Genomic DNA, 21347 nt, shown 5'->3' with positions numbered 1-21347 from the left:
TCGCTCGTCAGCGACTGTAGACGTCGCGACGTGGGCCGGCGTGCACGACGACGACGGTGAGCACGCGATCCTCTATGCGGTACACCACGCGATAGTCGCCGCTGCGCACCCGCCACTCGGCGCGAGCCGTGAGCTTCTTCGCCGCCGGAGGGCGCGGATCCTCCGCCAGCAGACCGATGACCGCCTCGACGCGACGCTTCGCCTCAGGGGGGAGCTTGCGGATCGCACGAACAGCGACCGGGAGAACCTGGACGGTATACGTCACGAAGTCAAGCCGAGGTCTCGCTTGACGTCGTCCCAGGGGATCGGCGTCTCACCGAGACGCTCCGTCTCGTCCCACGCCTCATCGACGGCACGGATGTCGGCGAGCTCCTCGGCGTCTTCGAGAAGACGCTCGAGGAGGGAAGCGTCGACGATGGCCGCGACCGGAGGACTGCGTCGCAACGCCGCCTGCTCCGTCCAGTCGGTGTACTTGCGCCGCTCCTGGAACAGCCAGCGTCCGTCGAGACGGACGAGCGTGTCGTCGTAGCGGTCTGCGAGGGTGAAGCGCACCCGCCCCTCGCCCGTCTCGCTGATGTGGTGCGACATGCAGGTGGTGTGCGCCCGCGCGGTGCCTCCGCCGATCTCGACATCGCTCGGCGACAGCGCATGAGTCGTCACGGTGAACGCGGCGAGCGCGCTGAATGCCGCGATCAACTCCTCCTGGCCCTGCGGCGATTCGGCGGGTTCTTCGGCGCGCGGACGGAACATCAGCATCCGCCCGTCCGGCACGAACAATCCCGCCATCTCCGTGAAGCGCCGCTGATCCGCGAACCGCGCGTAGCGGGCGATCACGCGGGTGATGGCGAGCCAGTCGGCGAATCCCACGCTCACGAGGCACCCCCGTCGCGGTGACGGTGCAGCGGGGTTGCCGCCTCCGCCGACCACGAGGTGCGACGACGGTCCGGCTCGACAGCGGCGAGCGGCTCGACGGGCCGAAGGGTCTCCCGGCTGCGGCGGGCGAGTTCCTGGTAGATCCGCACGCCGTTGCGCTTCCAGGCGAGCGCCTGTTCGTCAAGCGGGCCGACCACGCGTGCGGGCGTGCCGAGCGCTTTCGTCCTCGGGGGGATCACGGTTCCCGCCATCACGACAGCGCCGGCGCCGAGGAGTACCTCCGCACCGATCTCCGCGCCGTCGAGCACTGTGGCACCGATGCCGATCAGCGCGAATGATCCGATGCGACATCCGTGCAGCACGGCCCCATGCCCGACGTGACTGTTCGGCTCGAGCACCGCATCGGCGCCGGGGAAGGCATGGATGACACAGGAATCCTGGACGTTCGAACCTTCGCCGACGAGGATCCGCCCGAAGTCGCCTCGCAGACTCGCGAACGGTCCGATGTAGCACCCGGGACCGATGATGACGTCGCCGATCAGGCTGGCAGTCTCATGCACGAACGCAGTCGGATGCACGACAGGCACGACCCCGTCGAAGGCATAGGCGGGCATCAGGCGACCTGACCGCCGTCGATCACGAAGTCCTGCCCGGTGCAGTAGCTGCTGGCGGAGCTGGCGAGATACGCGACCAGATTCGAGATCTCCTCCGGGCGACCGGCCCGAGGGATCGGGATGCGCGAGATGAAACCCACTCCTGCACGCGTGTCCTCGGTGATCATGGGGGTGTCGACCGCGCCGGGGCACACGGTGTTCACGCGGATCCCGTTGTCGGCGAGCTCGCGGGCGAGCGCGCGCGAGACGCCGCGCAGACCCCATTTCGACGCAGAGTAGGGGACGCGGTTTGCGTATCCGGCGACACCGGCCGTGGACGCGATGTTGACGATGGACGCCCCCTCGCCGAGGAGCGGGAGCAGAGCCTGGACGCCGAGCATCGGTCCGATGAGGTTCACATCGAGGGTGAGGCGGATGACCCGCTCCGGGGTTTGCGCGAGCGGGCCTTCGGGACAGAAACCGGCGTTGTTGACGAGCACGTCGACGCGCCCGAACCGCTCCTTCGCGGCCTCGGCCACCCGCGCCCACGCGTCGGCCGAGGAGACATCGTGCGCGAGACCTATGGCTCGCTCCCCGAAAGCTGCAGCGACGTCGGCGACGGCCGCACCGTCGAGGTCGGTGAGCACGAGGTCGGCGCCGAGCTCATGGAAGAGCGCGGCGTGTGCGCGACCCTGTCCACCCGCAGCCCCGGTGATCACGGCGACGCGGCCGGTGAGATCGATGACGGGCTTTGCATTCATGTTGTTCCTCCGCGATAGTTAGCAAACAAGCATTTGGTTTATTTAGGGAGACAGGATGCCGCGACTGCATCACATCGGGATCACGGTGAGCGACACGGCGACCGCGACCGCCTTCTACCGGACCGCGACCGACGGCGAGGTCATCGGTCCGCTCGTCAAGAGCGGTCCCGCCGTCGAGGCCGCCACAGGCTATCCCGGCGTCGAGATCCTGCTGACGTTCATCCGTCTGGCGGATGGCGTCTTCCTCGAGCTCGCCGAGTACCGCGGCGCGGACACCCCGCGCATCGATCCCGACAACGGGCACACCGGCGCCGCGCATCCGGCCATCGTCGTGACGGACATCGAGGCGAGTCTCGCCCGCCTGGCAGCACTCGGACACCATCCGCTGTCGCCGACGATGACGGCGACAGCGGGCCCCCTCGAGGGCTACCGCTACGTGTACGTCCTCGGCCCGGATGAGGTACGCGTCGAGCTGCTGCAGGAACCTCACTGACCCACTCCCCGGAGTCCCGTGCCGAGCAGGCGCAGATCGTCGTCATCCAGCGCGAGGTCGACCGAAGCCGCTGAATCGCGCACGCTCTGGGCGCGACTCGCTCCCGGAATCGGGATCAGAATCGGCGAGAGGGACAGCAGCCATGCCAGCACCACCCGCTGCGGACTCACTCCGTGCCGCTCGGCGACCATCCCGGCGGAGGCGGCAGTGCCGCCGAGCTCCTTGGCCGCGCGCATGCCGCCCAGCGGGCCCCAGGCGAGGAAGGCGAGTCCGAGTTCCTCGCAACGGCGCAGCACAGGTTCACTCGACCGCTCCTGCACCGAATACTCGTTCTGAACACTGACCAGGGCATCGCCGAGCACGCGCCGCGCGATCTCCAGCTGCGCCACATCCACATTCGAGACGCCGACCCGCATCACCACGCCCTCGTCCACGAGCTGCCGCATCGCCCCCATCGATTCCTCGAAAGGCACGCGCACATCGGGCCGGTGGTGCTGGTACAAGGGCAGCGCGTCGAGACCGAGCCGCTGCGCCGACGCCCGGGCGGCGGCAGCCAGATGCTCCGGCGAACCGTCCACCCACCAGGTCGCGGCCGGTCCGCGCGTATGCCCGCCCTTGGTCGCGATCACCACGCGCTCGAGGGCATCCGGATGACGTCGCAGCGCCTCGATCAAAGCGCACTCGTTCACCCCCATCTCCCCCGTGGGTCCGTACGAGTCCGCCGTGTCGAACAGCGTGATGCCGGCATCCACCGCGGCATGCACAGCCCGGACGCCTCGCTCGACATCGGCGTCGGGCACCTGCGTCAGAGTCATCGCCCCCATGCCGATGGCCGAGACCCGGAGGTCTCCGATCGCACGGTTCGGCATCATCGCCCCACGACCGTCCATCCCCCGTCGACGGGGAGGCACTGCCCGATCACGTGCGTGGCGTCGCGCAGCATCCACACGATCGCACCGGCGATCTCGGACGGATCCGCGAGGCGTCCGCGAGGCGTCCGCCGCTCCACCGCCGCCAGGTCGTAGCCCCCGTCGACCATGTCCTGCACCATCGGGGTCAGCGTGTGCCCCGGAGCGACGGCGTTGACCCGCACACCGAGCGGCGCCCACTCCACGGCGAGGTTCTCCATCAGCTGCCGCTCCGCCGCCTTCGCGGGCCCGTAATCGGCCTGGTTCGCCCAGCCGCGGTACGCCGTCGTGGACGACACCAGGACGATCGAGGCCGGCGCTCCGTCGAGGCGCCGCACCAGAGCACGAGAGACCGCGAGCGTGCCGACGACATGCACGTCGTAGAGCAGGCGCAGGCGGTCGAGGTCGATCTCCAGGGCAGGCACGAACGCACCGCGGATGCCGTGGCAGGCGACCAGTCCGGTCACGGAGCCACGGGCCCATGTGCGCCCCATCGCCGCCTCGACCGCCGCCTCGTCGTGCAGGTCCACGACCTCCGTCTCGACCCCGGGGCGCCGACTCGACGCGAGATCGAAGACGGTCACCCGACAGCCGCGGTCGAGGAGCAGCTCGACGACCGCGGCACCGATGCCACTGGTGCCACCGGTCACGATCACGTGGTCACCTGTCGACTGTCGCGCCATATGCAGCCCCCTCGCTGTTCACCCTTCCGGGCATGCTACTGTGATTCCCAAACAAGCGCTAGGTTTAGCGCCGGTCGCGCGAAGGAGCGGGGATGTCGGACAAGCGGTTGAGCATCGAGGAGGCGGTCGCCACCATCGAGAGCGGTATGACGATCGGCATCGGCGGCTGGGGGTCGCGGCGCAAGCCGATGGCCCTGGTGCGCGAAATTCTCCGTCGCGACATCACCGACCTCACCGTCGTCGCCTTCGGCGGGCCGGATGTCGGCCTGCTCGCCGCCGCCGGCCGCATCCGTCGCCTGGTCTACGGCTTCGTCTCGCTGGACAGCATCCCGCTCGATCCGCTGTTCACCCAGGCGAGGGAGCGCGGCGGACTGGACATCGAGGAGTACGACGAGGGCATGTTCGTCGCCGGGCTCCGCGCAGCGAGTGCCCGGCTCGACTTCCTGCCGATCCGTGCCGGCCTCGGCTCTGACGTCCTGCCCGCCAACCCGCATCTGCGCACCGTGCAGTCGCCGTATTCCGATGCCGAGTACGTGGCGATGCCGGCCCTGCCGCTCGACGTGGCCCTGGTGCACGTGAACCGTGCCGACGAGCAGGGCAACGCGCAGTACCTCGGGCCCGACCCGTACTTCGACGATCTCTTCGCGATGGCCGCCGACCGCACCATCGTTTCGGCCGAGCGGGTCGTCCCGACGTCCGCACTGCTCGACGAGGGATCGTTCCACACACTCCTCTTCAGCCGGATCTACGCGTCGGCGGTCGTCGAGGCCCCGCGCGGCGCGCACTTCACGACCTGCGCCCCCGACTACGACCGCGACGAGACCTTCCAGAAGCACTACGCCGTCTCCGCCAAAGACCCTGAGGCGTGGGCCGAGTTCGAACGCACCTTCCTGCACACCGACGAAGCCGGCTATCAGGCCGCCGTCACACGCTTCCACACCGACCGAGGAGAGTCATGACCACCGCCACGATCGCCGAGATCTGCATCGCCGCGTGCGCCGACACCTACCGGGACTCCGGAGAGATCCTCGCGCACGCGGTCGGCATCGTCCCGGCACTCGGAGCACGCCTCGCGAAGCTCACGACCGCTCCCGACCTCGTTCTCAGCGACGGCGAAGCCTTCTTCCTGAGCGGCCCTCCGCGACCGGGAGAGCCGGGCGCCCCGCAGCCGACGATCGAAGGATGGGCGCCCTTCCGCCGGATCTTCGACATCCTCGCGACCGGACGCCGTCAGAGCATGATGGGTGCCAGCCAGATCGACCGCTTCGGCAATCAGAACATATCCCTCATCGGAGACTGGGCGCGGCCGACCCGACAGCTCATCGGCGTGCGCGGGGCGCCGGGAAACACCGCGAACCACCGGGTGGACTACTGGATCTCACGCCATAGCCCGCGTGTGTTCGTGCCCTCGGTCGACATGGTCTCCGGCGTGGGCAACGACCGCGCCCGCGAAGCGGGACTCGACCACCACCACCTCGGCGTGATCGTCACGAACCTCGCAGTACTCGGCTACGACGAAGAGGGCGCCGTCACCGTGCTCTCGATCCACCCCGGAGTCGACCCGCAGAAGGTGGCGGACGGCACGGGGTTCGCGCTCGATGCCTCGGATGCACCGCTCACCCGCACGCCCGACGCGGAGGAGCTGCGTCTGATCCGCGAGGTGCTCGACCCGCGCGGCACCCGGACGCGCGAAGTCGCCGACTGACGCGGCGGCCAACTCAGTCGGCGAGGAGACCCTTGTGGAGCAGATCCAGGAAGTTGTCGGTCAGGGTCGAGGCGGTGTGTCCGCGGCCCGGCCGATACCAGGCGACGGTCGACCAGACGGCGTCGCGGATGAAGCGGTACGCGATCGGGGCGTCGATCGAGTCGCGGAAGACGCCGACCTTCTGCCCCTCGGTGATCTGCGCCAGCCAAAGCGCCTCGATGCGCTCACTGTTCTCTCCGAGGAACTCGAAGCCCGGTTGGCGCGCAAGGAAGGACAGCTCGTTCTGGTAGAGCCCGACCGCGTCGGGCTGACTCTCGATCGTCGCGAAGGCGTGCGCGATCAGCTTGTCGAGGATGTCGCGCGGACTCCCCCCTTCCGCGACGATCTCCTCGAAGCGACCGAGCAGCCCGCTCATGAAGCTGTGGAGGATCTCCTGCAAGATCGCTTCTTTGGAGGAGAAGTGGTGATACAGGCTGCCCGACAGGATGCCTGCTTCATCGGCGATGTCGCGGACCGTCGTGGCGGAGTATCCGCGCTTGGCGATCAGGCGCGCGGCGATCGAGATGATCTGGTCGCGGCGTTCGGAACTCTGCTCCTGCCGGCCCCCGCTTTTGGTCGTTGCCATTACTGCTCCTTCACAGAGAATCTCACAAGCGCTTGTTCAAGTGTGCCGCATGCGAGCGTTTTCCCGAAACGTCCACTCGGAGTGTACGCATGATATTGGAAAGGACGTCCATGACAGTCTCGGAAGCCACGACCGTGCCCGCCCTCCTCGCCGAGATGGCGACGCTCAGGGTGCATCCGGCCATCGTCGACGGAGACGTCGTCATCAGTTACGCGGAGTTGCAGGATCACGTCCGCAGAGTCGCCCGCGCCTACCTCGCGCACGGCATCGAACCGGGCGACCGGATCGGGCTCTGGGCTCCGAACCGGCACGAGTTCATCCTGGCGATGCTCGGTGCGCAACTGGTCGGCATCGCCGTCGTGCCTCTCAACACCCGCTTCACCGGGCACGAGGCCGCCGAGATCCTGGCGCGATCCCGTGCCACCGGGCTGGTGCTGGCAGACGGGTTCCTCGGCAAGTCCTACAGCTCCGCCCTGCGCGGCGCCGCAGCCGAGCGCGGCACCGACGGCCCGATCTTCCCGGGACTTCCCCACTTGCGCACCGCCGTCACGATCGATGGTGCGGGCGGTGACGGCGTCGTCTCCTGGACGGACTTCCTGACCGCGGGCGTCGCGGTCACGGAAGACCGCGTGACCGCCGCCGCGGATGCCGTGACCCCCGACGACATCATGGACGTGCTCTTCACCTCGGGGACGACCGGGGTGCCGAAGGGCGTGCTGAGCGCGCACCGGCAGACGCTCTCCGTCGCTCGCGCCTGGGGGCGGGGCGCGCAGTTGAGCCCGGCGGACCGCTACGCCGTCGTGAACCCCTTCTTCCACGGGTTCGGCTACAAGGCCGGGATGATCACCTCGCTGATGGCAGGCGCGACGATCTACCCCGTCGCCATGTTCGACGCCGACCGACTGCTCGAGCTCGTGCAGTCTGCGCGCATCAGCGTGCTTCCCGGCGTGCCGACGATCTTCACCTCCCTCCTCGACCACCCGCGGCTCGGCGAATACGACCTGTCGTCGTTGCGGTTCGCGATCGCCGGTGCCACGGCGGCTCCCGCGACGCTCTTCCACGACATGGTCGACATCCTCGGATTCGAGACGGTCGCCCAGGCGTACGGCCTCACCGAGTGCGTGGTCGCCACCCTCTCGCGCCCCGGCGAATCCCTCGAACACACTGCACACACGACCGGCCCGGCGGTCGAAGGCGTCGAGATCCGCGTCGTGAACGAAGACGGCGCGGATGCCGGGCTCGATACCGACGGGGAGATCCTGCTGCGCGGTCCCAATGTCATGCTGGGGTACTTCGAGGATCAGGCAGCCACGGATGCCGTGCTCGACCCGGACGGCTGGTTCCACACCGGCGACGTCGGCCGCCTCGATGAGCACGGATGCCTGAAGATCACCGATCGACTGAAGGACATGTTCATCGTCGGCGGCTTCAACGTCTATCCTGCCGAGGTCGAGAACGCCCTGCGCAGGCATCCGGCCGTGAACGAGTCCGCCGTGATCGGAGTCGACGACCACCGCCTCGGCACGGTCGGCCGCGCCTACGTGCTCCTGCTGCACAGTGCGACTCCACGACCGGACGCCGCGGAGCTCGAGGCCTTCTGCCGCACGCACCTGGCGAACTTCAAGGTGCCGCGCGAGTTCGTCTTCGTCGAGGACTTCCCCCGCAACGCCACCGGGAAGATCCTGAAGTCGGAGCTCCGCGCCCACGCCTGACCTCCGTCCCCCTCCCGGCGGCCGTGCGAGTGCAGAAACGCACCTCCGCAGGCGCAAGGAGGCGCGTATTTGCACTCGCACGGGGCGGGGGGCGGGGGGCGGGATGGGGCGGGGTCAGCTCAGACGCTCGAGCACCAGGGCCATGCCCTGGCCTCCGGCGGTGCACATGGTCTCGACGGCGAACTGCTCGTCGCGCTCGCGCAGCGCGTTGATCGCCGTGGTCGTGATGCGCGCGCCGGTCATGCCGTAGGGGTGGCCGAGGGCGATCGCACCGCCGTTGACGTTCACCCGCGCGGGATCGATCCCGATGTCGGCGATCGAGGGGATGACCTGCGCAGCGAAGGCCTCGTTGATCTCGAGGATGTCGATATCGCCGATCGACATACGAGCGTGCACGAGTGCCCGCTCGACGGCCTGCACCGGCCCGAGCCCCATGATCTCCGCCGACAGCGCGGAGACACCTGTCGACACGATTCGAGCGAGCGGGGTGAGACCGAGCTCGGCGGCACGGGTGTCGCTCATGATCACGAGTGCAGCGGCGCCGTCGTTGAGAGGACAGCAGTTCGCTGCGGTCACGGTGCCGTGCGGGCGGAAGACGGGCTGCATGCCGCTGATGCCTTCCAGAGTGACACCCGCACGGGGACCGTCGTCCTTCGTCACGAGCGTGCCGTCGTCCAGTCTCACCGGAGTGATATCGGCGTCCCAGAACCCTCTGGCAGCCGCCGCCTCTGCCCGGTTCTGGCTGAGTACCGCCCACTCGTCCTGCTCGCGGCGGGACACACCGCGGAAGGATGCGACGTTCTCAGCGGTCTCCCCCATCGCGATGTAGATGTCCTCGAGCTCGCCGCGTTCGAGCGGGTCGGACCACACGAAGGCCGGGTCCTGCACGTCACGCGCTGTGCGGGCAGCGGCCGGTGCCCACCGCGGATTCTTGGTGTCGGGCATGCCGTCGGACTTTCCGGATCCGAACTGCGACACGGCCTCCACGCCGGCCGAGACGAACACATCTCCCTCACCGGCCTTGATCGCGTGGAAGGCCATTCTGGTGGTCTGCAGCGACGACGCGCAGTAACGGTTGACCGTCGTGCCCGGCACTGAATCCCACCCGAGCTGCAGCGCCAGCATCCGACCGATGTTGTACCCCTGCTGTCCTGCCGGCTGCGCACAGCCGACCATCAGGTCGACGATCTCGCGCGGATCGAGATCGGGCACCGCATCGACGGCCGCTCGCACCATCTGCACGGCGAGGTCGTCGCCGCGCATGTCCTTCAGGCTGCCTTTGAACGCGCGCCCGATCGGAGAGCGGACCGCAGAGACGATCACAGCTTCGGTCATGATGGGGATCCTCCAGTGATGTCGAGACGGTCGGCCTGCTGCACGATGTCCGCGTTCGGGGTGTGGGTCAGGAATGCCGGCCACTCGCCACCGCCGTCGACGGGGATGACCGCACCCGTGACATGCGCCGAGAGCGGCGACGCGAGCATGACGCACACGTTGCCGAGTTCCTCCGGTGAGGCGAGACGTCCACGCGGGATCGTGCGCGCGATCTCGGCGTACTGCTCCGGGGTGCCGTAGTGGTCGACCGCGCTCTCGGTGTGAACCAGCCCGCTGCTGACCGCATTGACCCGGATCTCCGGGGCCCACTCGACCGCGAGGCTGCGGGTCAGGCTCTCGAGCGCCGCCTTCGCCGCACCGTAGACGGCCGTACCGGGGCTGGCGCGACGCGCGCTGATGGAGGTGATGTTGATCACACTTCCGGCGCTCTGCCGCAGGGGCGCGAACGCCGCTCGGGTGGCGACCGCGGCGGAGAGGAAGTTGATCTCGGTGATCGCTTGGAAGTATCGGGAGGATCCGGCTTCGAAGCGACCGAACGGAGATCCTCCGACGTTGTTGACGAGCACGTCGAGGCGTCCATGCCGCTCGGCGATACCCCGGATCCAGGCCTCGTTCTGCGCGGCGTCGCGCACGTCGACACGACGGAAGGACGCAGCACGACCGTCGCGCTCCGGCAGGTTCTCCGGCTCGGAACGACCGCAGAACTCGACCTCGGCGCCGGCGTCGAGGAAAGCCTCGACCACTCCGCGTCCGACGCCGCGTGCGCCGCCGGTGACCGCGACCACCTTGCCCGCGAAATCCATGACCAGGCTCACTCCGCCTCCTCCGTGCGCAGCGCTCCGATGCGCCGGCCTGTCCATGCTACCAACCAAATGCTAGGTTTGTCGCATGAGTCTCGATGACGCCGCTCGACGGCATCCGCGCACGGTTGTGGTGACCGGCGGCGCCCTCGGCATCGGTGGCGGTATCAGTCGCCGTTTCGCAGCCGACGGCGATCACGTCGTGCTCGTCGACATCGATGAAGGTGCCGCTGCCGCAACCGCCGCGGACATCACCGCGGGCGGAGGACGCTGCACCGTCCTGCTCGGGGACGTCACCCGGAACGACACGGTCGCCCGCCTCGCGGCACTCGTCGACGACGCGCACGGCCACGCCGATGTGCTCATCAACAACGTCGGCGACTTCCGGCCTGCGAAGTCCTTCTTCGCCAAGAGCCCTCCCGGGCAGTGGCAGCGTCTTCACGAGCTCAATCTGTGGCACGTCTTCGCGGTGACGCACGCACTCCTGCCGGGGATGATCTCGGTGGGATCCGGCAGCATCGTCAACGTCTCCACGGTCGAGGCGTTCCGCGGGATCCCCGGCAACGCGGTGTATTCCGCGTACAACGCAGGCGTGTCGGCCTTCACGAAAAGCCTCGCCGTGGAGCTGGGGCCCTCCGGCATCCGGGTGAATGCGATCGCCCCCGACCTCGCCGACACATCGCAGACGCCGGCCGAACTCATGCTGGCCGGGCGTGACCCCGCCCTCCTGCGGTCCTGGCTGCCCGCTGGCCGCTTCGGCCGACCCGAGGACTTCGCAGGGGTCGTGGCCTTCCTCGCCTCGCCCGACGCCGCGTTCATCACGGGTCACACCATCCCGGTGGACGGCGGAACTCTCGCCGCCTCCGGCTGGTACGGCAAGGCATCAGGGCGAGGATGGACGAATATGCCGGATCAGGCATGAAGACGCTCGCCGAGCTGTCGGACAGGCAGGAGATCCACGACCTGGTCCTCCGCTACTGCTCGGCGGTCGACCGCGCCGACTATCCCGCGGTCCGCGACGTCTATGCACGCGACGGGGTCGATCATCACACCGGCTTCTCCGGCACGGCCGACGACTACGTGCACTGGCTGCGGGAGCGCACGTCCGTTTTCGACGGCACCATGCACCTCATCGGGAACCATCGGGTCGAACTGTTCGGCGATCACGCCTATGCCGAGACGTACGGCACGGCCGTGCACTGGGGCACACCGTCCGACGACGAGGCCCGCAACTTCACGAGCGGCTTCCGCTACCTCGACCACGTGCGCCGCGACTCCGATGGATGGCGCATCGTCGAGCGCACCGCAGTGCGCGAATGGACCCGCTCGGATGCCGGCCGGCTGCGCGAGCCGGAGGGCCACGGACCACGCGGCCGACGGGATGTCCACGATCCTTCGACGGCTTTGCGTGAACGCGTGCGCCAGGCGGCGGTGATCCACCCATCACAGAAGGGAACCCGATGACAACGAGCATCGAGCAACGGCTGCAGGCCCTCGAAGACCGGTTGGAGATCATCGACCTCGAGGCCACCTACGCCCGCACTTTCGATGAACGCGACGGCGACGCCTGGAGCAGCCTGTTCACCGCGGACGGGATCTACCAGTCGCGTCCGGTGGGCGATGCCCCACCTCAGACTTTCGTGCAGGGTCGAGCAGCGCTCCAGGCGTTCTGCACGGACGCCTCGTTCGCCGGCATCCACTTTCTGCACCTCCCGCAGCTGGCGGTCGCCGGCGATCGCGCGACGGCCCGCATCCACCTGGAGTTCCACGGCGACTACGCCGAAGACGCGGGAGCGCCTCGCCTCGCCATGCGGGGGTTCTACGACGTGATCTATCACCGGGTCGACGGCCGCTGGCTGATCGCCCACCGGGTCACGACCGCCTTCGCGCGCGAGCAGAACACGGTGCTCGGCTACCCCACCACCTCCTCGCTCTCGGGGGCCCACCGGGACGGGACGCAGGACCGGAGCGAAGAGGCGGCGAGGTCTCGGGCCTAGGCGATCGCCCCGAAGTACGCCTTCTGCAGATCCTCTATCGTGACCTCGGATGCCGCACCCGAAAGGGTTGTACGGCCCATCTCGATGACGGCCACTTCGTCGGCGATCGCCACCGACTCCTGCACGGCCTGTTCGACGAGGAGGATGCCGATCCCGGTGTCCTTGAGTTCGTGCACGCGCTCCATCACCTCCTTCACGATCACAGGCGCGAGCCCCTGACTCGGCTCGTCGAGGATGAGCAAGCGGGGCTTTGCCATCAACGCCTGGCCGATGGCGAGCATCTGCTGCTGGCCACCGGACATGCTCGCCGCCGGCAGGGAGCGCTTGCTGCCCAGGATCGGGAACAACTGATAGATCTCGTCGGCCGCAGCGACCAGCGCTCGCTTGCTCATCCGTCGCGAGAAGCCGCCGAGGATGAGGTTCTGCTCGATCGTCAGTTCCCGGAAGACCTTCTTGCCCTCCTGGACGTACGAGATCCCTCGGACGACCCGCTTGTGCGGGGCATCCGTCAACGTCTCACCGAGGTATGCAACCGTGCCGCCCGACATCTTGTTGAGCCCGGTGATCGCACGCAGTGTCGTCGTCTTGCCGGCACCGTTGCGGCCGAGCAACACGGTGATCTCTCCGGCCCGCACGGTCAACGAGACGTCGCGCACCACCGTCAGATCACCGTAGCCGGTCTGCAACCCCGCTACCTCCAGCAGCACATCACTCATGGTCGCCGCCTCCCGCCGCGTTCGTCTCCGCTGTGACGCCGAGGTACTCCTCCATCACACGCGGGTTGCTCTCGATCTGCGCAGGGCTGCCGTGTGCCATGACCGCGCCCTGTGCGAGTACGTAGATGTCATCGGCGACCCGCAGCACGAGCTGGAAGTTGTGCTCGACCAGGATGACGGTCATGCCCGCGTCGCGAAGCCGGGTCACGAGGCCTTCCAGAACCTCGAGCTCGTCCTCGTCCAGACCGGAGGCGACCTCGTCGAGCAGCACGACCTTGGGGGAAGCCGCCAGACTCCTGGCGACTTCGAGGAGGCGCCGGTTGCCGAGGGGGAGGGAGTCGGCGGGTTCGTCGCGCTGCTCACTGAGGCCGACGAGGGCGAGCGCGCGCTCCGTCGCGACGCGGTTCTCCCTGCGGGTCCGCCAGAACGTCGGAAGCCGCAGCACCGAGGCCAGGACAGACGGTCGCTCGGTGGCATACCGCCCCGCCTCCACGGCTTCGAAGACCGTCAGCTTCTCGGGGATGTTCGGTGTCTGGAAGGTGCGCGACACACCCGCACGCGCGACCCGATAGGACGACAGCCCTTGGATCGGTGCGCCGTCGAGTTCGATCCGTCCTGCATCCGTCTTGTAGAAACCGGAGATCATGTTCAGCAGAGTCGTCTTGCCGGAGCCGTTCGGTCCGATGATGGCGGTGACGGCTCCCGGCGGTGCCTCGATCGAGACCTTCGACAGGGCCTGGTTGCCGCCGAACGCCTTCGATACCCCTTCGGTGCGCAGCAGCGCTCCGTCGAGCTTCTCGACCTCCGCCGACACGGCCTCCGCCGGCCGCACGCCGATCTTGACCTTCGCCGCGATGTCCGCCTTGCGCAGCAGCGTGCGCAGCAGTCCGGCGAGTCCGCCTGTGAAGGCGACCCCGCCGATCAACAGGAACGCGCCCGAGATGATGAGTCCGAACTTGCTGAAGTTGGTCGACTGGTTCATGCCGAACTGCAGCACGGTCGCGCCGATGAGGGCGCCGTAGATACTCGCCGAGCCGCCGAAGATCGAGGCGGCGAGCACCGTCATGGCGAACGAGAATGCGAAGGCTTCCGGCGAGATGAACAGGTCGAGGTTGGCGAACAGCACGCCGGCGATCCCTGCGGGCACGGCCCCGATCGCGTAGGCGGTGAGCTTGGCCCGGAACACCGAGATGCCCATCGATGACGCCAGCACAGGGCTCTGCTTGAGGACCCGGAGGGCGGTGCCGTGGCCGGACAGGACCAGGTTGCGGATCAGCGCGAATGCCACGATGGCGACACCGACGATGATGATGTAATAGGTCCGCCCGTCGATCATCTGGCCGAACGATGTGGCGGGCATGATGCCTGCCAGTCCGTTACGACCGCCCGTCTCCTCCTTGAAGATCGACAGCACGTCCGGGACGATCAGGATCAGGAAGAACGACGTCATCGCGAGCGACCAACTGCCGAGGCGCAGGCCGGGGATGCCTGAGATGAGCCCGATCACGAGCGCGGCAGCCGCACCTATCAGCAACTGCAGCCAGATGTCGGTGACGCCGGCCTTGTTCGCGAGCCCGGCGGCATAGGCGCCGGCCGCGTACATCGCCACCTGACCCATCGCGAGCTCTCCGGCGTACCCGAGGGACAGGTTCAACCCCAGCACGATCAGCGCCAGGATGAGGGTGAGTTCGATCTGCCGCGTCGCGGCGTAGCTGAGACCGAGGAAAGGGAGGACGATCAACAGGATCCCGACCGCGAGGGGCCAGATCCACCCCGGGATCGCTCGCAATTTCAACCAGAGGGCAGCCATGGTCACACCGTCCGTTCCACGCGACGGGTGAAGAGCCCCGTCGGCTTGACCATCAGAATCACGATGAGGATGAAGAACACGGTCAGACCCGCGTAGTCCGCACCGATGTACCGGGTGGCGAGTGCCTCTGCGAGCCCCACGATCAGTCCGCCGACGAGCACGCCGCCGAGGGAACCGAACCCGCCGATCGCGAGCACGACGAAGCCCTTGAGCGCCAGCGAGGCACCCAGCGTCGCGACGGCGTAGGTCTTGGGACCGACGAAGACACCGAGGAATCCGGCCAGGACGCCGGTGAAGATGAAGGCCATGAGAGCGAAGCGCCGCACGTTGACACCCCGCAGCTGCGCGGCCTCTCTGTTCTCACTCATGCCGAGCAGAGCGATGCCGGTCATGCTCCGCTTGGCGTATTGGGTGAGCACGATCACCAGCAGGATGACGAGGACGATCAACGCGAGCTCGACCGGGTACACACGACCCCCGAGGAACTCCAGCACCTGATCTCCCATGAAGAACGGCACCCGCTTCGGTTCGCCGCCCCAGATCACCTGGGCGACGCCCTCCATGATGATGGAGGCGCCGAGCGTCGTGACCAGCAGGTTGTGCGGGTCCTTGACCGGACGGATCGCGACGCGCTCCTCGAGCGCGGCGATCGCGCCGACGATGACGGCAGCGGCGATCGCGACGAGCCACCAGGGCAGACCCCAGACGACGATGCCGACGTACGCGATGAACGCGCCGAGCATCATCAACGCCGCCTGCGCGAAGTTGAAGGTCTTCTGCGAGAGGAAGACGATGTTGTAGCCGATCGCCACCAGTGCGTAGATCGCACCGAGCGCCAGGCCGGACCAGATGATGGTCATTGCGGTCGGGTTCCTTCCATCATTGTGGCTTGGTGTGCCGACGGCCCGGATCCGATTCGAGATCCGAGCCGTCGGCGATGGTCACGCGCCGACCGCGGTCACGGCTGGAACTGACCGTTGACGAGTTCGCCCGGAGGGATGAACGAGAACTGGTCGGGGCTGACGTGAGGGCTGTACGAGTCGTCCGTGAACGCGTACAGGCTCAGGATCGCGGTTCCTGCCGATTTCTGCACGTCCGGGTCGACCAGGGCCTTGACGATCGCGTCGGGGTCGTCGAGTCCGCCGGCCTTCTCCGCTGCGGCCTTGAACAGGAACATCGAGTCGTAGTTGTACGCCAGGATCAGTGAGGACTTGATGTCCCCCGCGGCGAGCATGCGCTCGACGGCGTCGTTGACCTTGGTGTCGTCCGGGTTGTACTGGGTGCTGGAGTACACCTGCATCGTGAGGTTCTTGACCTGATCGGTGCCGAGCACGCCGTCGGGTGCCGGCGTGGCGATCAGTCCCGTGGCGGCGACGGAGGAGTTGCCCATGACGGGCACATCCCAGCCGAGCTTCTCCAGGCTCTGCAGCACGTAGCCGAGCGGAGCACCGTAGGCGTCGAGGACGAGCACATCGGGGTCACCCTGCTGCAGAGCCGACAGCTGCGCCGTCATGTCGAGTGCGGCGTTGTCGAAGCCCTCGTTGCCTGTCACGGTGAAGCCGGCGTCGGTGAAGGTCGTCTCGCCCAGCGAGCCGAAGAGCTCTCCATAGGCACTCGATCCGTGCAGGATCGCGACGTCCTCGTATCCGCGGTCCTCCATCTCGGCGACGAACGAACCGAGGTAGTCGGGAACGGATGCGCTGAGGTTGAAGCTGTAGGGGTTGGCGCTCGGGTCACCGGATGTGGTGGTCGGGCCGATGTTGAAGGAGACGATCTTGTTCTGCGTCAGGATCGGCAGCATCGCCTCGGTGATGGTCGAAGGTCCGGAGTTCATGACGAGGGCAGGAGCACCCTCGGTCGCGATGTACTCACGCAGCTTCGTCACAGCCACCGTCGGGTCCGCGTTGTCCTCGAGATGGGTGATCTCGACCTCACGGCCGAGCACGCCGCCGTCGTCGTTGATGGCATCGACCGAGGCGAGCGCCGCGGTGACGGATGTCGTGGCGTTGTCTGCCAGGATGCCCTCGGCCCCCATCCCGCCGAGCACGACCACCTTGATCGGGTCGTCCCCGCCATCGCCTCCATTGCCTGCGTCCGCGTCACCGCCCGAGCAGCCGGCGAGCACCACCGTCGACACCACGATCCCTGCGGCAACCGCCGCGAATCTGTTGAACCGCATATCCGAACCTCTCTCATCGTTGAGCTAGAGCGCAAGGGCGACCAAACGCTTGCTTAGTAAATCACACTCGGACAGCCCGGGCAACGCCCAACCGGTCAATTGCTTGGTTACGATTCGGACACCTGTTAGATTCCGGCTCATGGACACTGCACCGACCTCTGAGAACCGCCGCCTCCGTGACCTCCCCGGCATCGCCGTCGTGACCGGTGGTACCGGCGGAATCGGCTCCGCCATCGCTGAAGCCCTCGCCGCCGACGGAGTGCGCGTGGCGATCACGCACCGCTCGGAACCGACTCCCGCTCTGCTCGCCTCTCTCGGCGACGCGGGTGAAGCTCATCGATTGGACGTGCGGGATGAGGCCGCGGCGACGGCCCTCGCGCACGACCTCGTGGCCCGGCACGGTGCCGTGCACACGGTCATCCACGCCGCCGGCCCGCACGTGCCGATGGTGCATCTGTCGAAGGTCTCCGTCGAGCAGTTCGCCCGCCAGGTCGATGACGACCTGATCGGCTTCTTCGTCATCGCGACGGCGTTCCTGCCGGCCCTCAGGGCGGCCTCGGGCTCCCTCACCGTCGTCACCAGCGCCGGAACCCGTCGCTATCCCGTGCGGGACGGACTCTCGGTCGCACCGAAAGGCGGCGTCGAGGCACTGGCTCGCGGGCTCGCCGCCGAAGAGGGCCGCTTCGGTGTGCGCGTGAACGCCGTCGGCCCCGGCATGCTGTGGGATGGCATGTCCGCTCGACTCATGGCATCCGGCGACCTGGACGAGCGCGCCTTGGAAGTCGCCACCGCCAACATCCCGCTGCGTCGCTTCGGAACCGCCGCCGACATCGCGGCCGCCGTCTCGTTCCTCGCCTCCCCCGCCGCAGGATTCATCACGGGGCAGAAACTCGACGTGGACGGCGGTTTCGGAATCTGACAGCGGCGAGCACGAGAGGCTCACGCCGCCACCGCGGTGCTCATCGCATACCGCGGAGGCGCTCGATGAGCCAGTCGATGCGAGCCGCCTCGTCGCGGTAGTAACGCTCCGACCACTCCAGCGCGACACCCGAGAATCTCCAGTCGTCCTCGCGCCGCGCGCCCAGAGCGTGAGCGCCCGCCTCTGCGGCGCTCCGGACGGACTCGTCGCGATACTCGGCCAGGGCCGCGCGGAGACGATCGAGGTCACCGTTGTGCGCTGCCCACAGCCGCAGGATCTGGGAGTGCTTGAGCACCACCGGCTCCGCCGGGATCTCGTCCGACCACCGGCGCATGCTCCGGCGCCCCAGGTCGGTGATGCCGTACAGGCGCCTGCTCTTCGCCGCGTGCGTCTGCTCGACGCGCGAGACCGCGAGTCCGAGCTCCTCCAGCCGCCGCAGCTCGGTGTAGATCTGGCTCTGCGAGGGCGCCCAATAGAAGTACGCGAGGCTCTGATCCGCCCACTGCTTGACGTCGTAGCCCGAAAGCTCGGTGCCGAACGAGAGGATGCCGAGAACCGCCCAGCTCGTCGCCGGGAGATCGACCTGCTCGTCGGGGTGTTCGTGTTCGCTCACTTGACCTCCTCGTCGATGAGTGAGATATTCCTGATCGTACTATGACTAACAGTCATACCGCTGCTGATCGAAGGAGATCATGTGGACGAGACGACGCGCATGCTGGAACTCCTCAACTCCAGTTTCCCCGCGCTGGCGACCATGACGCCCCTGGAGGGCCGCGCCGCCGCCGACAGCCGGATCCGTCCGGCGGCGAATCTCGACGACGCCGTCTCCACGGATGACCGAACCGTGGACGCCGGCACGCACGACATCCCGATCCGGGTGTACCACCCTCGCGTCGTGCATCGCGACGCCCCGACGACCGTGTACGCGCACGGCGGCGGATTCCTGCACGGCTCGATTGCCGGACACGACGGGTTCTGTCGACGGTGGGCGCGCGCGACCGAGGCTACCGTCGTGTCGGTCGGCTACCGTCTCGCGCCCGAAGCCGGGCCGGGGGACGCACGCGATGACGTCGTCGCCGTGGTCGACGAGGTCATGTCGGCAGGCCTCGCCGACCGCGGCATCCTCCTGGCGGGCGACAGCTCGGGTGGCAACATCGCGGCCGGCGCCGCCGTCGTTCTGCGCGACCGCGGAGCGAGCCCGGTCGTGGCTCAGGCGCTGCTGTACCCGTTCCTCGATCCGGAGATGTCGTCCGACAGTCACCGCACCAGGGCGAGCGGATACTTCATCACCTCGGAACTGCTCGCGCACTACTGGCGCACCTTCCTGAGCGATCATCCCGACCGCTTCGATGCCGATGTCTCCCCGCTCGCGGTCGACGACCTCTCCGGCCTCCCGCCCGCCGTCGTCGTCACCGCCGGCCTCGATCCGCTCTGCGACGAGGGAGCCGCCTACGCGCTTCGGATGCGTGAGGCCGGGGTACCGGTCATCCTCCGCCACCACCCCGACCAGTTCCACGGCTTCCTGACCATCCCCGGATACGGACCCGCTCTCGGCGCCGCCGAGATCCTCTGGAGCGACCTCCGCTCCCTGATCACCTCTGACCCGAAGGACCACCGATGACCCCCGAACATGATGTCATCATCGTCGGCGCCGGCCTTGCCGGCATGTATTCCACGATCCACGCCGAGCGCGCCGGGCTCGACGTCCTCGGCCTCGAGGCGGGAGACGACGTGGGCGGCACCTGGTACTGGAACCGCTACCCCGGCGCTCGCTGCGATGTGGAGAGCATCGACTACTCGTTCTCGTTCGATGACGGTCTGCAGCGTGAGTGGCGTTGGAGCGAGCGTTACGCGACACAGCCGGAGATCCTGCGTTACCTGAACCACGTCGCCGACCGTTTCGATGTGCGGCGGCACTACCGGTTCGGCCAGCGTCTGGCTTCCGCTTCCTGGAACGAACGGGCGCAGCACTGGGAGGTGCGCACGGAGTCCGGGCTGGAGGCTTCTGCACGATGGCTGGTCATGGCGACCGGCGGGCTCTCGAAGCCGCAGCTGCCTGAGCTCCCCGGTCGCGACGATTTCACCGGCATCGTCCTGCAGACCTCGGCGTGGCCGGAAGACCCCGTCGACCTGAGCGGCAAGCGGGTCGCGGTGATCGGCACCGGCTCCTCGGGCGTCCAGGCGATCCCGCTGATCGCACGGGATGCCGCGGAGCTGACCGTCTATCAGCGCAGTGCCAACTACAGCGTGCCCGCTTTCAATCGGGTGATCGACGACGCGGAGTGGCAACGCCAGCAGGATGACCTGGAACGTCGCCGCGAGTTGTCGTGGAACAGCACGGCCGGGTCCCCGTGGTCGAGCCATCCCACCCCGTTCGCCGAGGCCGACGAACAAGAGCGCGCCGAGGTCTTCGAGGAGAGCTGGACCCGCGGCGGGGTCCTCTTCGCGAAGGCGTTCCAGGGACTCACGGTCGATCCGGTCATCAACGATGCCGCCCGTGTCTTCTTCGAGCGGAAGCTCGCCGAGCGGGTACCGGACGCCGCGACGCGAGACACGCTGACTCCCCGCGACCACCCCCTCGGCACCAAGCGCATCTGTACCGACACCGGCTACTACGAGACGTTCAACGAATCGCACGTCGCTCTGGTGAACCTGCGGCGGGAGCCCCTCGCCGCAGTCACCGCCACCGGCATCCGGACCACGGAGCGCCACCGGGAGCACGATGTCATCATCTACGCCACGGGGTTCGACGCGATGACCGGAGCTCTCACGGCGATCGACATCCGCGGTCGGGACGACCGATCGCTGCGCCAGGAGTGGGCGGGCTTCCCCTCGACGTACCTCGGCGTCGCGCTGCCCGGCTTCCCGAACCTGCTGGTCCTCAACGGCCCCGGCAGCCCCAGCGTGCTGTCGAACATGGCGCTCACATCCGAGCAGCAGGGCGACTACGCACTGCGGATCATCACGTATTGCCGCGAACGAGGCCACACCTCGATCGAAGCGCGGTCCGACGCTGCCGCGGCCTGGACCGCACACTCGCTCGAGCTCGCCGATCGCACCCTGTTCGGCTCGGCCCCTTCCTGGTATACGGGCTCGAACATCGCTGGCAAGGCGCGCGGGTTCCTGCCCTACATCGGCGGCTTCAAGAACTACATCGATCGTTGCGAGGAGGTCGCAGCCGCCGACTACCGCGGCTTCATCCTGTCCTCCCGTTAGGAATCGTCGTCGCGGCGGGGGG

The 21347-nt window shown here is 67.9% G+C and carries 24 protein-coding genes; 10 read left to right on the top strand and 14 right to left on the bottom strand.

The window, feature by feature from the left end; genetic code table 11:
- Positions 1-7 precede the first annotated feature (7 nt).
- From LVJ59_RS12785 to LVJ59_RS12770, 4 genes are read right to left on the bottom strand one after another with little or no spacing between them, the layout of a single operon-like run.
- Positions 8-265 (bottom strand): type II toxin-antitoxin system RelE/ParE family toxin, encoded by a 258-nt coding sequence (locus tag LVJ59_RS12785; protein WP_232763349.1) that lies wholly within the window; start codon positions 263-265, stop codon positions 8-10.
- Positions 262-873 carry a nuclear transport factor 2 family protein gene (locus LVJ59_RS12780; RefSeq protein ID WP_232763348.1) on the bottom strand — a complete coding sequence of 204 codons (612 nt, stop codon included), beginning with the start codon at positions 871-873 and terminating at the stop codon, positions 262-264. The genes LVJ59_RS12785 and LVJ59_RS12780 overlap by 4 nt, the downstream gene beginning before the upstream one ends.
- Positions 870-1487 (bottom strand): gamma carbonic anhydrase family protein, encoded by a 618-nt coding sequence (locus LVJ59_RS12775; RefSeq protein WP_232763347.1) that lies wholly within the window; start codon positions 1485-1487, stop codon positions 870-872. Before LVJ59_RS12775 ends, LVJ59_RS12780 begins: the two co-directional genes overlap by 4 nt.
- Positions 1487-2227, bottom strand: a complete 741-nt coding sequence (locus LVJ59_RS12770; protein WP_047523503.1) for an SDR family NAD(P)-dependent oxidoreductase — start codon at positions 2225-2227, stop codon at positions 1487-1489. Before LVJ59_RS12770 ends, LVJ59_RS12775 begins: the two co-directional genes overlap by 1 nt.
- A gap of 55 nt (positions 2228-2282) precedes the next feature.
- Here LVJ59_RS12770 and LVJ59_RS12765 point away from each other — a divergent pair, with 55 nt between their 5' ends.
- A complete protein-coding gene (locus LVJ59_RS12765; protein WP_232763346.1) occupies positions 2283-2720 on the top strand; it encodes a VOC family protein in 438 nt (145 codons plus the stop codon).
- Here LVJ59_RS12765 and LVJ59_RS12760 read toward each other — a convergent pair.
- Both LVJ59_RS12760 and LVJ59_RS12755 read right to left on the bottom strand, forming a co-directional pair.
- Positions 2714-3592, bottom strand: a complete 879-nt coding sequence (locus LVJ59_RS12760) for an aldo/keto reductase (protein WP_232763345.1) — start codon at positions 3590-3592, stop codon at positions 2714-2716. The two genes, LVJ59_RS12765 and LVJ59_RS12760, sit on opposite strands and share 7 nt — an antisense overlap.
- Positions 3589-4311 carry an SDR family NAD(P)-dependent oxidoreductase gene (locus tag LVJ59_RS12755; protein ID WP_232763344.1) on the bottom strand — a complete coding sequence of 241 codons (723 nt, stop codon included), beginning with the start codon at positions 4309-4311 and terminating at the stop codon, positions 3589-3591. The genes LVJ59_RS12760 and LVJ59_RS12755 overlap by 4 nt, the downstream gene beginning before the upstream one ends.
- Positions 4312-4403: 92 nt before the next feature.
- Between LVJ59_RS12755 and LVJ59_RS12750 the strand changes: the two genes are divergently transcribed.
- Positions 4404-5270, top strand: coding sequence for a CoA transferase subunit A (locus LVJ59_RS12750; RefSeq protein ID WP_232763343.1), 867 nt, complete (start codon positions 4404-4406; stop codon positions 5268-5270).
- A complete protein-coding gene (locus LVJ59_RS12745) occupies positions 5267-6016 on the top strand; it encodes a CoA-transferase subunit beta (protein ID WP_232763342.1) in 750 nt (249 codons plus the stop codon). Before LVJ59_RS12750 ends, LVJ59_RS12745 begins: the two co-directional genes overlap by 4 nt.
- A 13-nt stretch (positions 6017-6029) precedes the next feature.
- Here LVJ59_RS12745 and LVJ59_RS12740 read toward each other — a convergent pair whose 3' ends face one another.
- Positions 6030-6641, bottom strand: coding sequence for a TetR/AcrR family transcriptional regulator (locus LVJ59_RS12740; RefSeq protein WP_052193694.1), 612 nt, complete (start codon positions 6639-6641; stop codon positions 6030-6032).
- Positions 6642-6751: 110 nt separating this feature from the next.
- On the opposite strand from LVJ59_RS12740, the gene LVJ59_RS12735 reads away from it, so the two are divergent.
- Positions 6752-8353: an AMP-binding protein gene (locus LVJ59_RS12735; RefSeq protein WP_232763341.1), complete on the top strand. Its 1602-nt coding sequence runs from the start codon at positions 6752-6754 to the stop codon at positions 8351-8353.
- A 114-nt stretch (positions 8354-8467) separates the two neighbouring features.
- Here the strand turns inward: LVJ59_RS12735 and LVJ59_RS12730 are convergent, their stop codons facing one another.
- Positions 8468-9688: an acetyl-CoA C-acetyltransferase gene (locus LVJ59_RS12730; RefSeq protein ID WP_232763340.1), complete on the bottom strand. Its 1221-nt coding sequence runs from the start codon at positions 9686-9688 to the stop codon at positions 8468-8470.
- On the bottom strand, positions 9685-10503 hold the full coding sequence (locus LVJ59_RS12725; protein WP_231555029.1) for an SDR family oxidoreductase: 819 nt from the start codon (positions 10501-10503) through the stop codon (positions 9685-9687). The genes LVJ59_RS12730 and LVJ59_RS12725 overlap by 4 nt, the downstream gene beginning before the upstream one ends.
- Positions 10504-10576: 73 nt before the next feature.
- Between LVJ59_RS12725 and LVJ59_RS12720 the strand changes: the two genes are divergently transcribed.
- From LVJ59_RS12720 to LVJ59_RS12710, 3 genes are read left to right on the top strand one after another with little or no spacing between them, the layout of a single operon-like run.
- A complete protein-coding gene (locus LVJ59_RS12720) occupies positions 10577-11410 on the top strand; it encodes an SDR family NAD(P)-dependent oxidoreductase (RefSeq protein ID WP_232763339.1) in 834 nt (277 codons plus the stop codon).
- A complete protein-coding gene (locus LVJ59_RS12715) occupies positions 11407-11952 on the top strand; it encodes a nuclear transport factor 2 family protein (RefSeq protein ID WP_232763338.1) in 546 nt (181 codons plus the stop codon). Before LVJ59_RS12720 ends, LVJ59_RS12715 begins: the two co-directional genes overlap by 4 nt.
- The gene (locus tag LVJ59_RS12710) at positions 11949-12485 is read left to right on the top strand and encodes a nuclear transport factor 2 family protein (RefSeq protein ID WP_232763337.1); all 537 of its coding nucleotides are present in this window, start codon (positions 11949-11951) and stop codon (positions 12483-12485) included. The genes LVJ59_RS12715 and LVJ59_RS12710 overlap by 4 nt, the downstream gene beginning before the upstream one ends.
- Here the strand turns inward: LVJ59_RS12710 and LVJ59_RS12705 are convergent.
- The 4 genes from LVJ59_RS12705 to LVJ59_RS12690 all read right to left on the bottom strand — a co-directional run bounded on the left by LVJ59_RS12705 (position 12482) and on the right by LVJ59_RS12690 (position 17190).
- Positions 12482-13201: an ABC transporter ATP-binding protein gene (locus LVJ59_RS12705; RefSeq protein WP_232763336.1), complete on the bottom strand. Its 720-nt coding sequence runs from the start codon at positions 13199-13201 to the stop codon at positions 12482-12484. The genes LVJ59_RS12710 and LVJ59_RS12705 overlap by 4 nt on opposite strands.
- Positions 13194-15011 carry an ATP-binding cassette domain-containing protein gene (locus LVJ59_RS12700; RefSeq protein ID WP_232763335.1) on the bottom strand — a complete coding sequence of 606 codons (1818 nt, stop codon included), beginning with the start codon at positions 15009-15011 and terminating at the stop codon, positions 13194-13196. The genes LVJ59_RS12705 and LVJ59_RS12700 overlap by 8 nt, the downstream gene beginning before the upstream one ends.
- A 2-nt stretch (positions 15012-15013) precedes the next feature.
- Entirely contained in the window at positions 15014-15871 is an 858-nt protein-coding gene (locus LVJ59_RS12695; protein ID WP_047522268.1) for a branched-chain amino acid ABC transporter permease, read from the bottom strand.
- A gap of 98 nt (positions 15872-15969) precedes the next feature.
- A complete protein-coding gene (locus tag LVJ59_RS12690; RefSeq protein WP_232763334.1) occupies positions 15970-17190 on the bottom strand; it encodes an ABC transporter substrate-binding protein in 1221 nt (406 codons plus the stop codon).
- Between the two features lie 139 nt (positions 17191-17329).
- On the opposite strand from LVJ59_RS12690, the gene LVJ59_RS12685 reads away from it, so the two are divergent.
- Positions 17330-18109: an SDR family NAD(P)-dependent oxidoreductase gene (locus LVJ59_RS12685; protein WP_232763333.1), complete on the top strand. Its 780-nt coding sequence runs from the start codon at positions 17330-17332 to the stop codon at positions 18107-18109.
- 40 nt (positions 18110-18149) lie between these two features.
- On the opposite strand, the gene LVJ59_RS12680 is transcribed toward LVJ59_RS12685, so the two are convergent.
- Positions 18150-18722: a PadR family transcriptional regulator gene (locus LVJ59_RS12680; RefSeq protein WP_052193436.1), complete on the bottom strand. Its 573-nt coding sequence runs from the start codon at positions 18720-18722 to the stop codon at positions 18150-18152.
- An 81-nt stretch (positions 18723-18803) separates the two neighbouring features.
- On the opposite strand from LVJ59_RS12680, the gene LVJ59_RS12675 reads away from it, so the two are divergent.
- Positions 18804-19730, top strand: coding sequence for an alpha/beta hydrolase (locus tag LVJ59_RS12675; RefSeq protein WP_232763332.1), 927 nt, complete (start codon positions 18804-18806; stop codon positions 19728-19730).
- Positions 19727-21325, top strand: a complete 1599-nt coding sequence (locus tag LVJ59_RS12670; protein ID WP_232763331.1) for an NAD(P)/FAD-dependent oxidoreductase — start codon at positions 19727-19729, stop codon at positions 21323-21325. The genes LVJ59_RS12675 and LVJ59_RS12670 overlap by 4 nt, the downstream gene beginning before the upstream one ends.
- Positions 21326-21347 lie beyond the last annotated feature (22 nt).

The organism is Microbacterium sp. KKR3/1 (genome assembly GCF_021272365.1).
Taxonomy (GTDB): Bacteria; Actinomycetota; Actinomycetes; order Actinomycetales; family Microbacteriaceae; genus Microbacterium; species Microbacterium aurugineum.
This window is presented reverse-complemented; position numbering and strand designations above follow the sequence as displayed.

Excerpts from the sequence above, each read along its gene's own strand:
- LVJ59_RS12775 (WP_232763347.1), bottom strand. The coding sequence starts at position 1,487 with ATGCCCGCCTATGCCTTCGACGGGGTCGTGCCTGTCGTGCATCCGACT.
- LVJ59_RS12770 (WP_047523503.1), bottom strand. The coding sequence starts at position 2,227 with ATGAATGCAAAGCCCGTCATCGATCTCACCGGCCGCGTCGCCGTGATC.
- LVJ59_RS12765 (WP_232763346.1), top strand. The coding sequence starts at position 2,283 with ATGCCGCGACTGCATCACATCGGGATCACGGTGAGCGACACGGCGACC.
- LVJ59_RS12760 (WP_232763345.1), bottom strand. The coding sequence starts at position 3,592 with ATGATGCCGAACCGTGCGATCGGAGACCTCCGGGTCTCGGCCATCGGC.
- LVJ59_RS12755 (WP_232763344.1), bottom strand. The coding sequence starts at position 4,311 with ATGGCGCGACAGTCGACAGGTGACCACGTGATCGTGACCGGTGGCACC.
- LVJ59_RS12750 (WP_232763343.1), top strand. The coding sequence starts at position 4,404 with ATGTCGGACAAGCGGTTGAGCATCGAGGAGGCGGTCGCCACCATCGAG.
- LVJ59_RS12745 (WP_232763342.1), top strand. The coding sequence starts at position 5,267 with ATGACCACCGCCACGATCGCCGAGATCTGCATCGCCGCGTGCGCCGAC.
- LVJ59_RS12740 (WP_052193694.1), bottom strand. The coding sequence starts at position 6,641 with ATGGCAACGACCAAAAGCGGGGGCCGGCAGGAGCAGAGTTCCGAACGC.
- LVJ59_RS12735 (WP_232763341.1), top strand. The coding sequence starts at position 6,752 with ATGACAGTCTCGGAAGCCACGACCGTGCCCGCCCTCCTCGCCGAGATG.
- LVJ59_RS12730 (WP_232763340.1), bottom strand. The coding sequence starts at position 9,688 with ATGACCGAAGCTGTGATCGTCTCTGCGGTCCGCTCTCCGATCGGGCGC.
- LVJ59_RS12720 (WP_232763339.1), top strand. The coding sequence starts at position 10,577 with ATGAGTCTCGATGACGCCGCTCGACGGCATCCGCGCACGGTTGTGGTG.
- LVJ59_RS12715 (WP_232763338.1), top strand. The coding sequence starts at position 11,407 with ATGAAGACGCTCGCCGAGCTGTCGGACAGGCAGGAGATCCACGACCTG.
- LVJ59_RS12710 (WP_232763337.1), top strand. The coding sequence starts at position 11,949 with ATGACAACGAGCATCGAGCAACGGCTGCAGGCCCTCGAAGACCGGTTG.
- LVJ59_RS12705 (WP_232763336.1), bottom strand. The coding sequence starts at position 13,201 with ATGAGTGATGTGCTGCTGGAGGTAGCGGGGTTGCAGACCGGCTACGGT.
- LVJ59_RS12700 (WP_232763335.1), bottom strand. The coding sequence starts at position 15,011 with ATGGCTGCCCTCTGGTTGAAATTGCGAGCGATCCCGGGGTGGATCTGG.
- LVJ59_RS12695 (WP_047522268.1), bottom strand. The coding sequence starts at position 15,871 with ATGACCATCATCTGGTCCGGCCTGGCGCTCGGTGCGATCTACGCACTG.
- LVJ59_RS12690 (WP_232763334.1), bottom strand. The coding sequence starts at position 17,190 with ATGCGGTTCAACAGATTCGCGGCGGTTGCCGCAGGGATCGTGGTGTCG.
- LVJ59_RS12685 (WP_232763333.1), top strand. The coding sequence starts at position 17,330 with ATGGACACTGCACCGACCTCTGAGAACCGCCGCCTCCGTGACCTCCCC.
- LVJ59_RS12670 (WP_232763331.1), top strand. The coding sequence starts at position 19,727 with ATGACCCCCGAACATGATGTCATCATCGTCGGCGCCGGCCTTGCCGGC.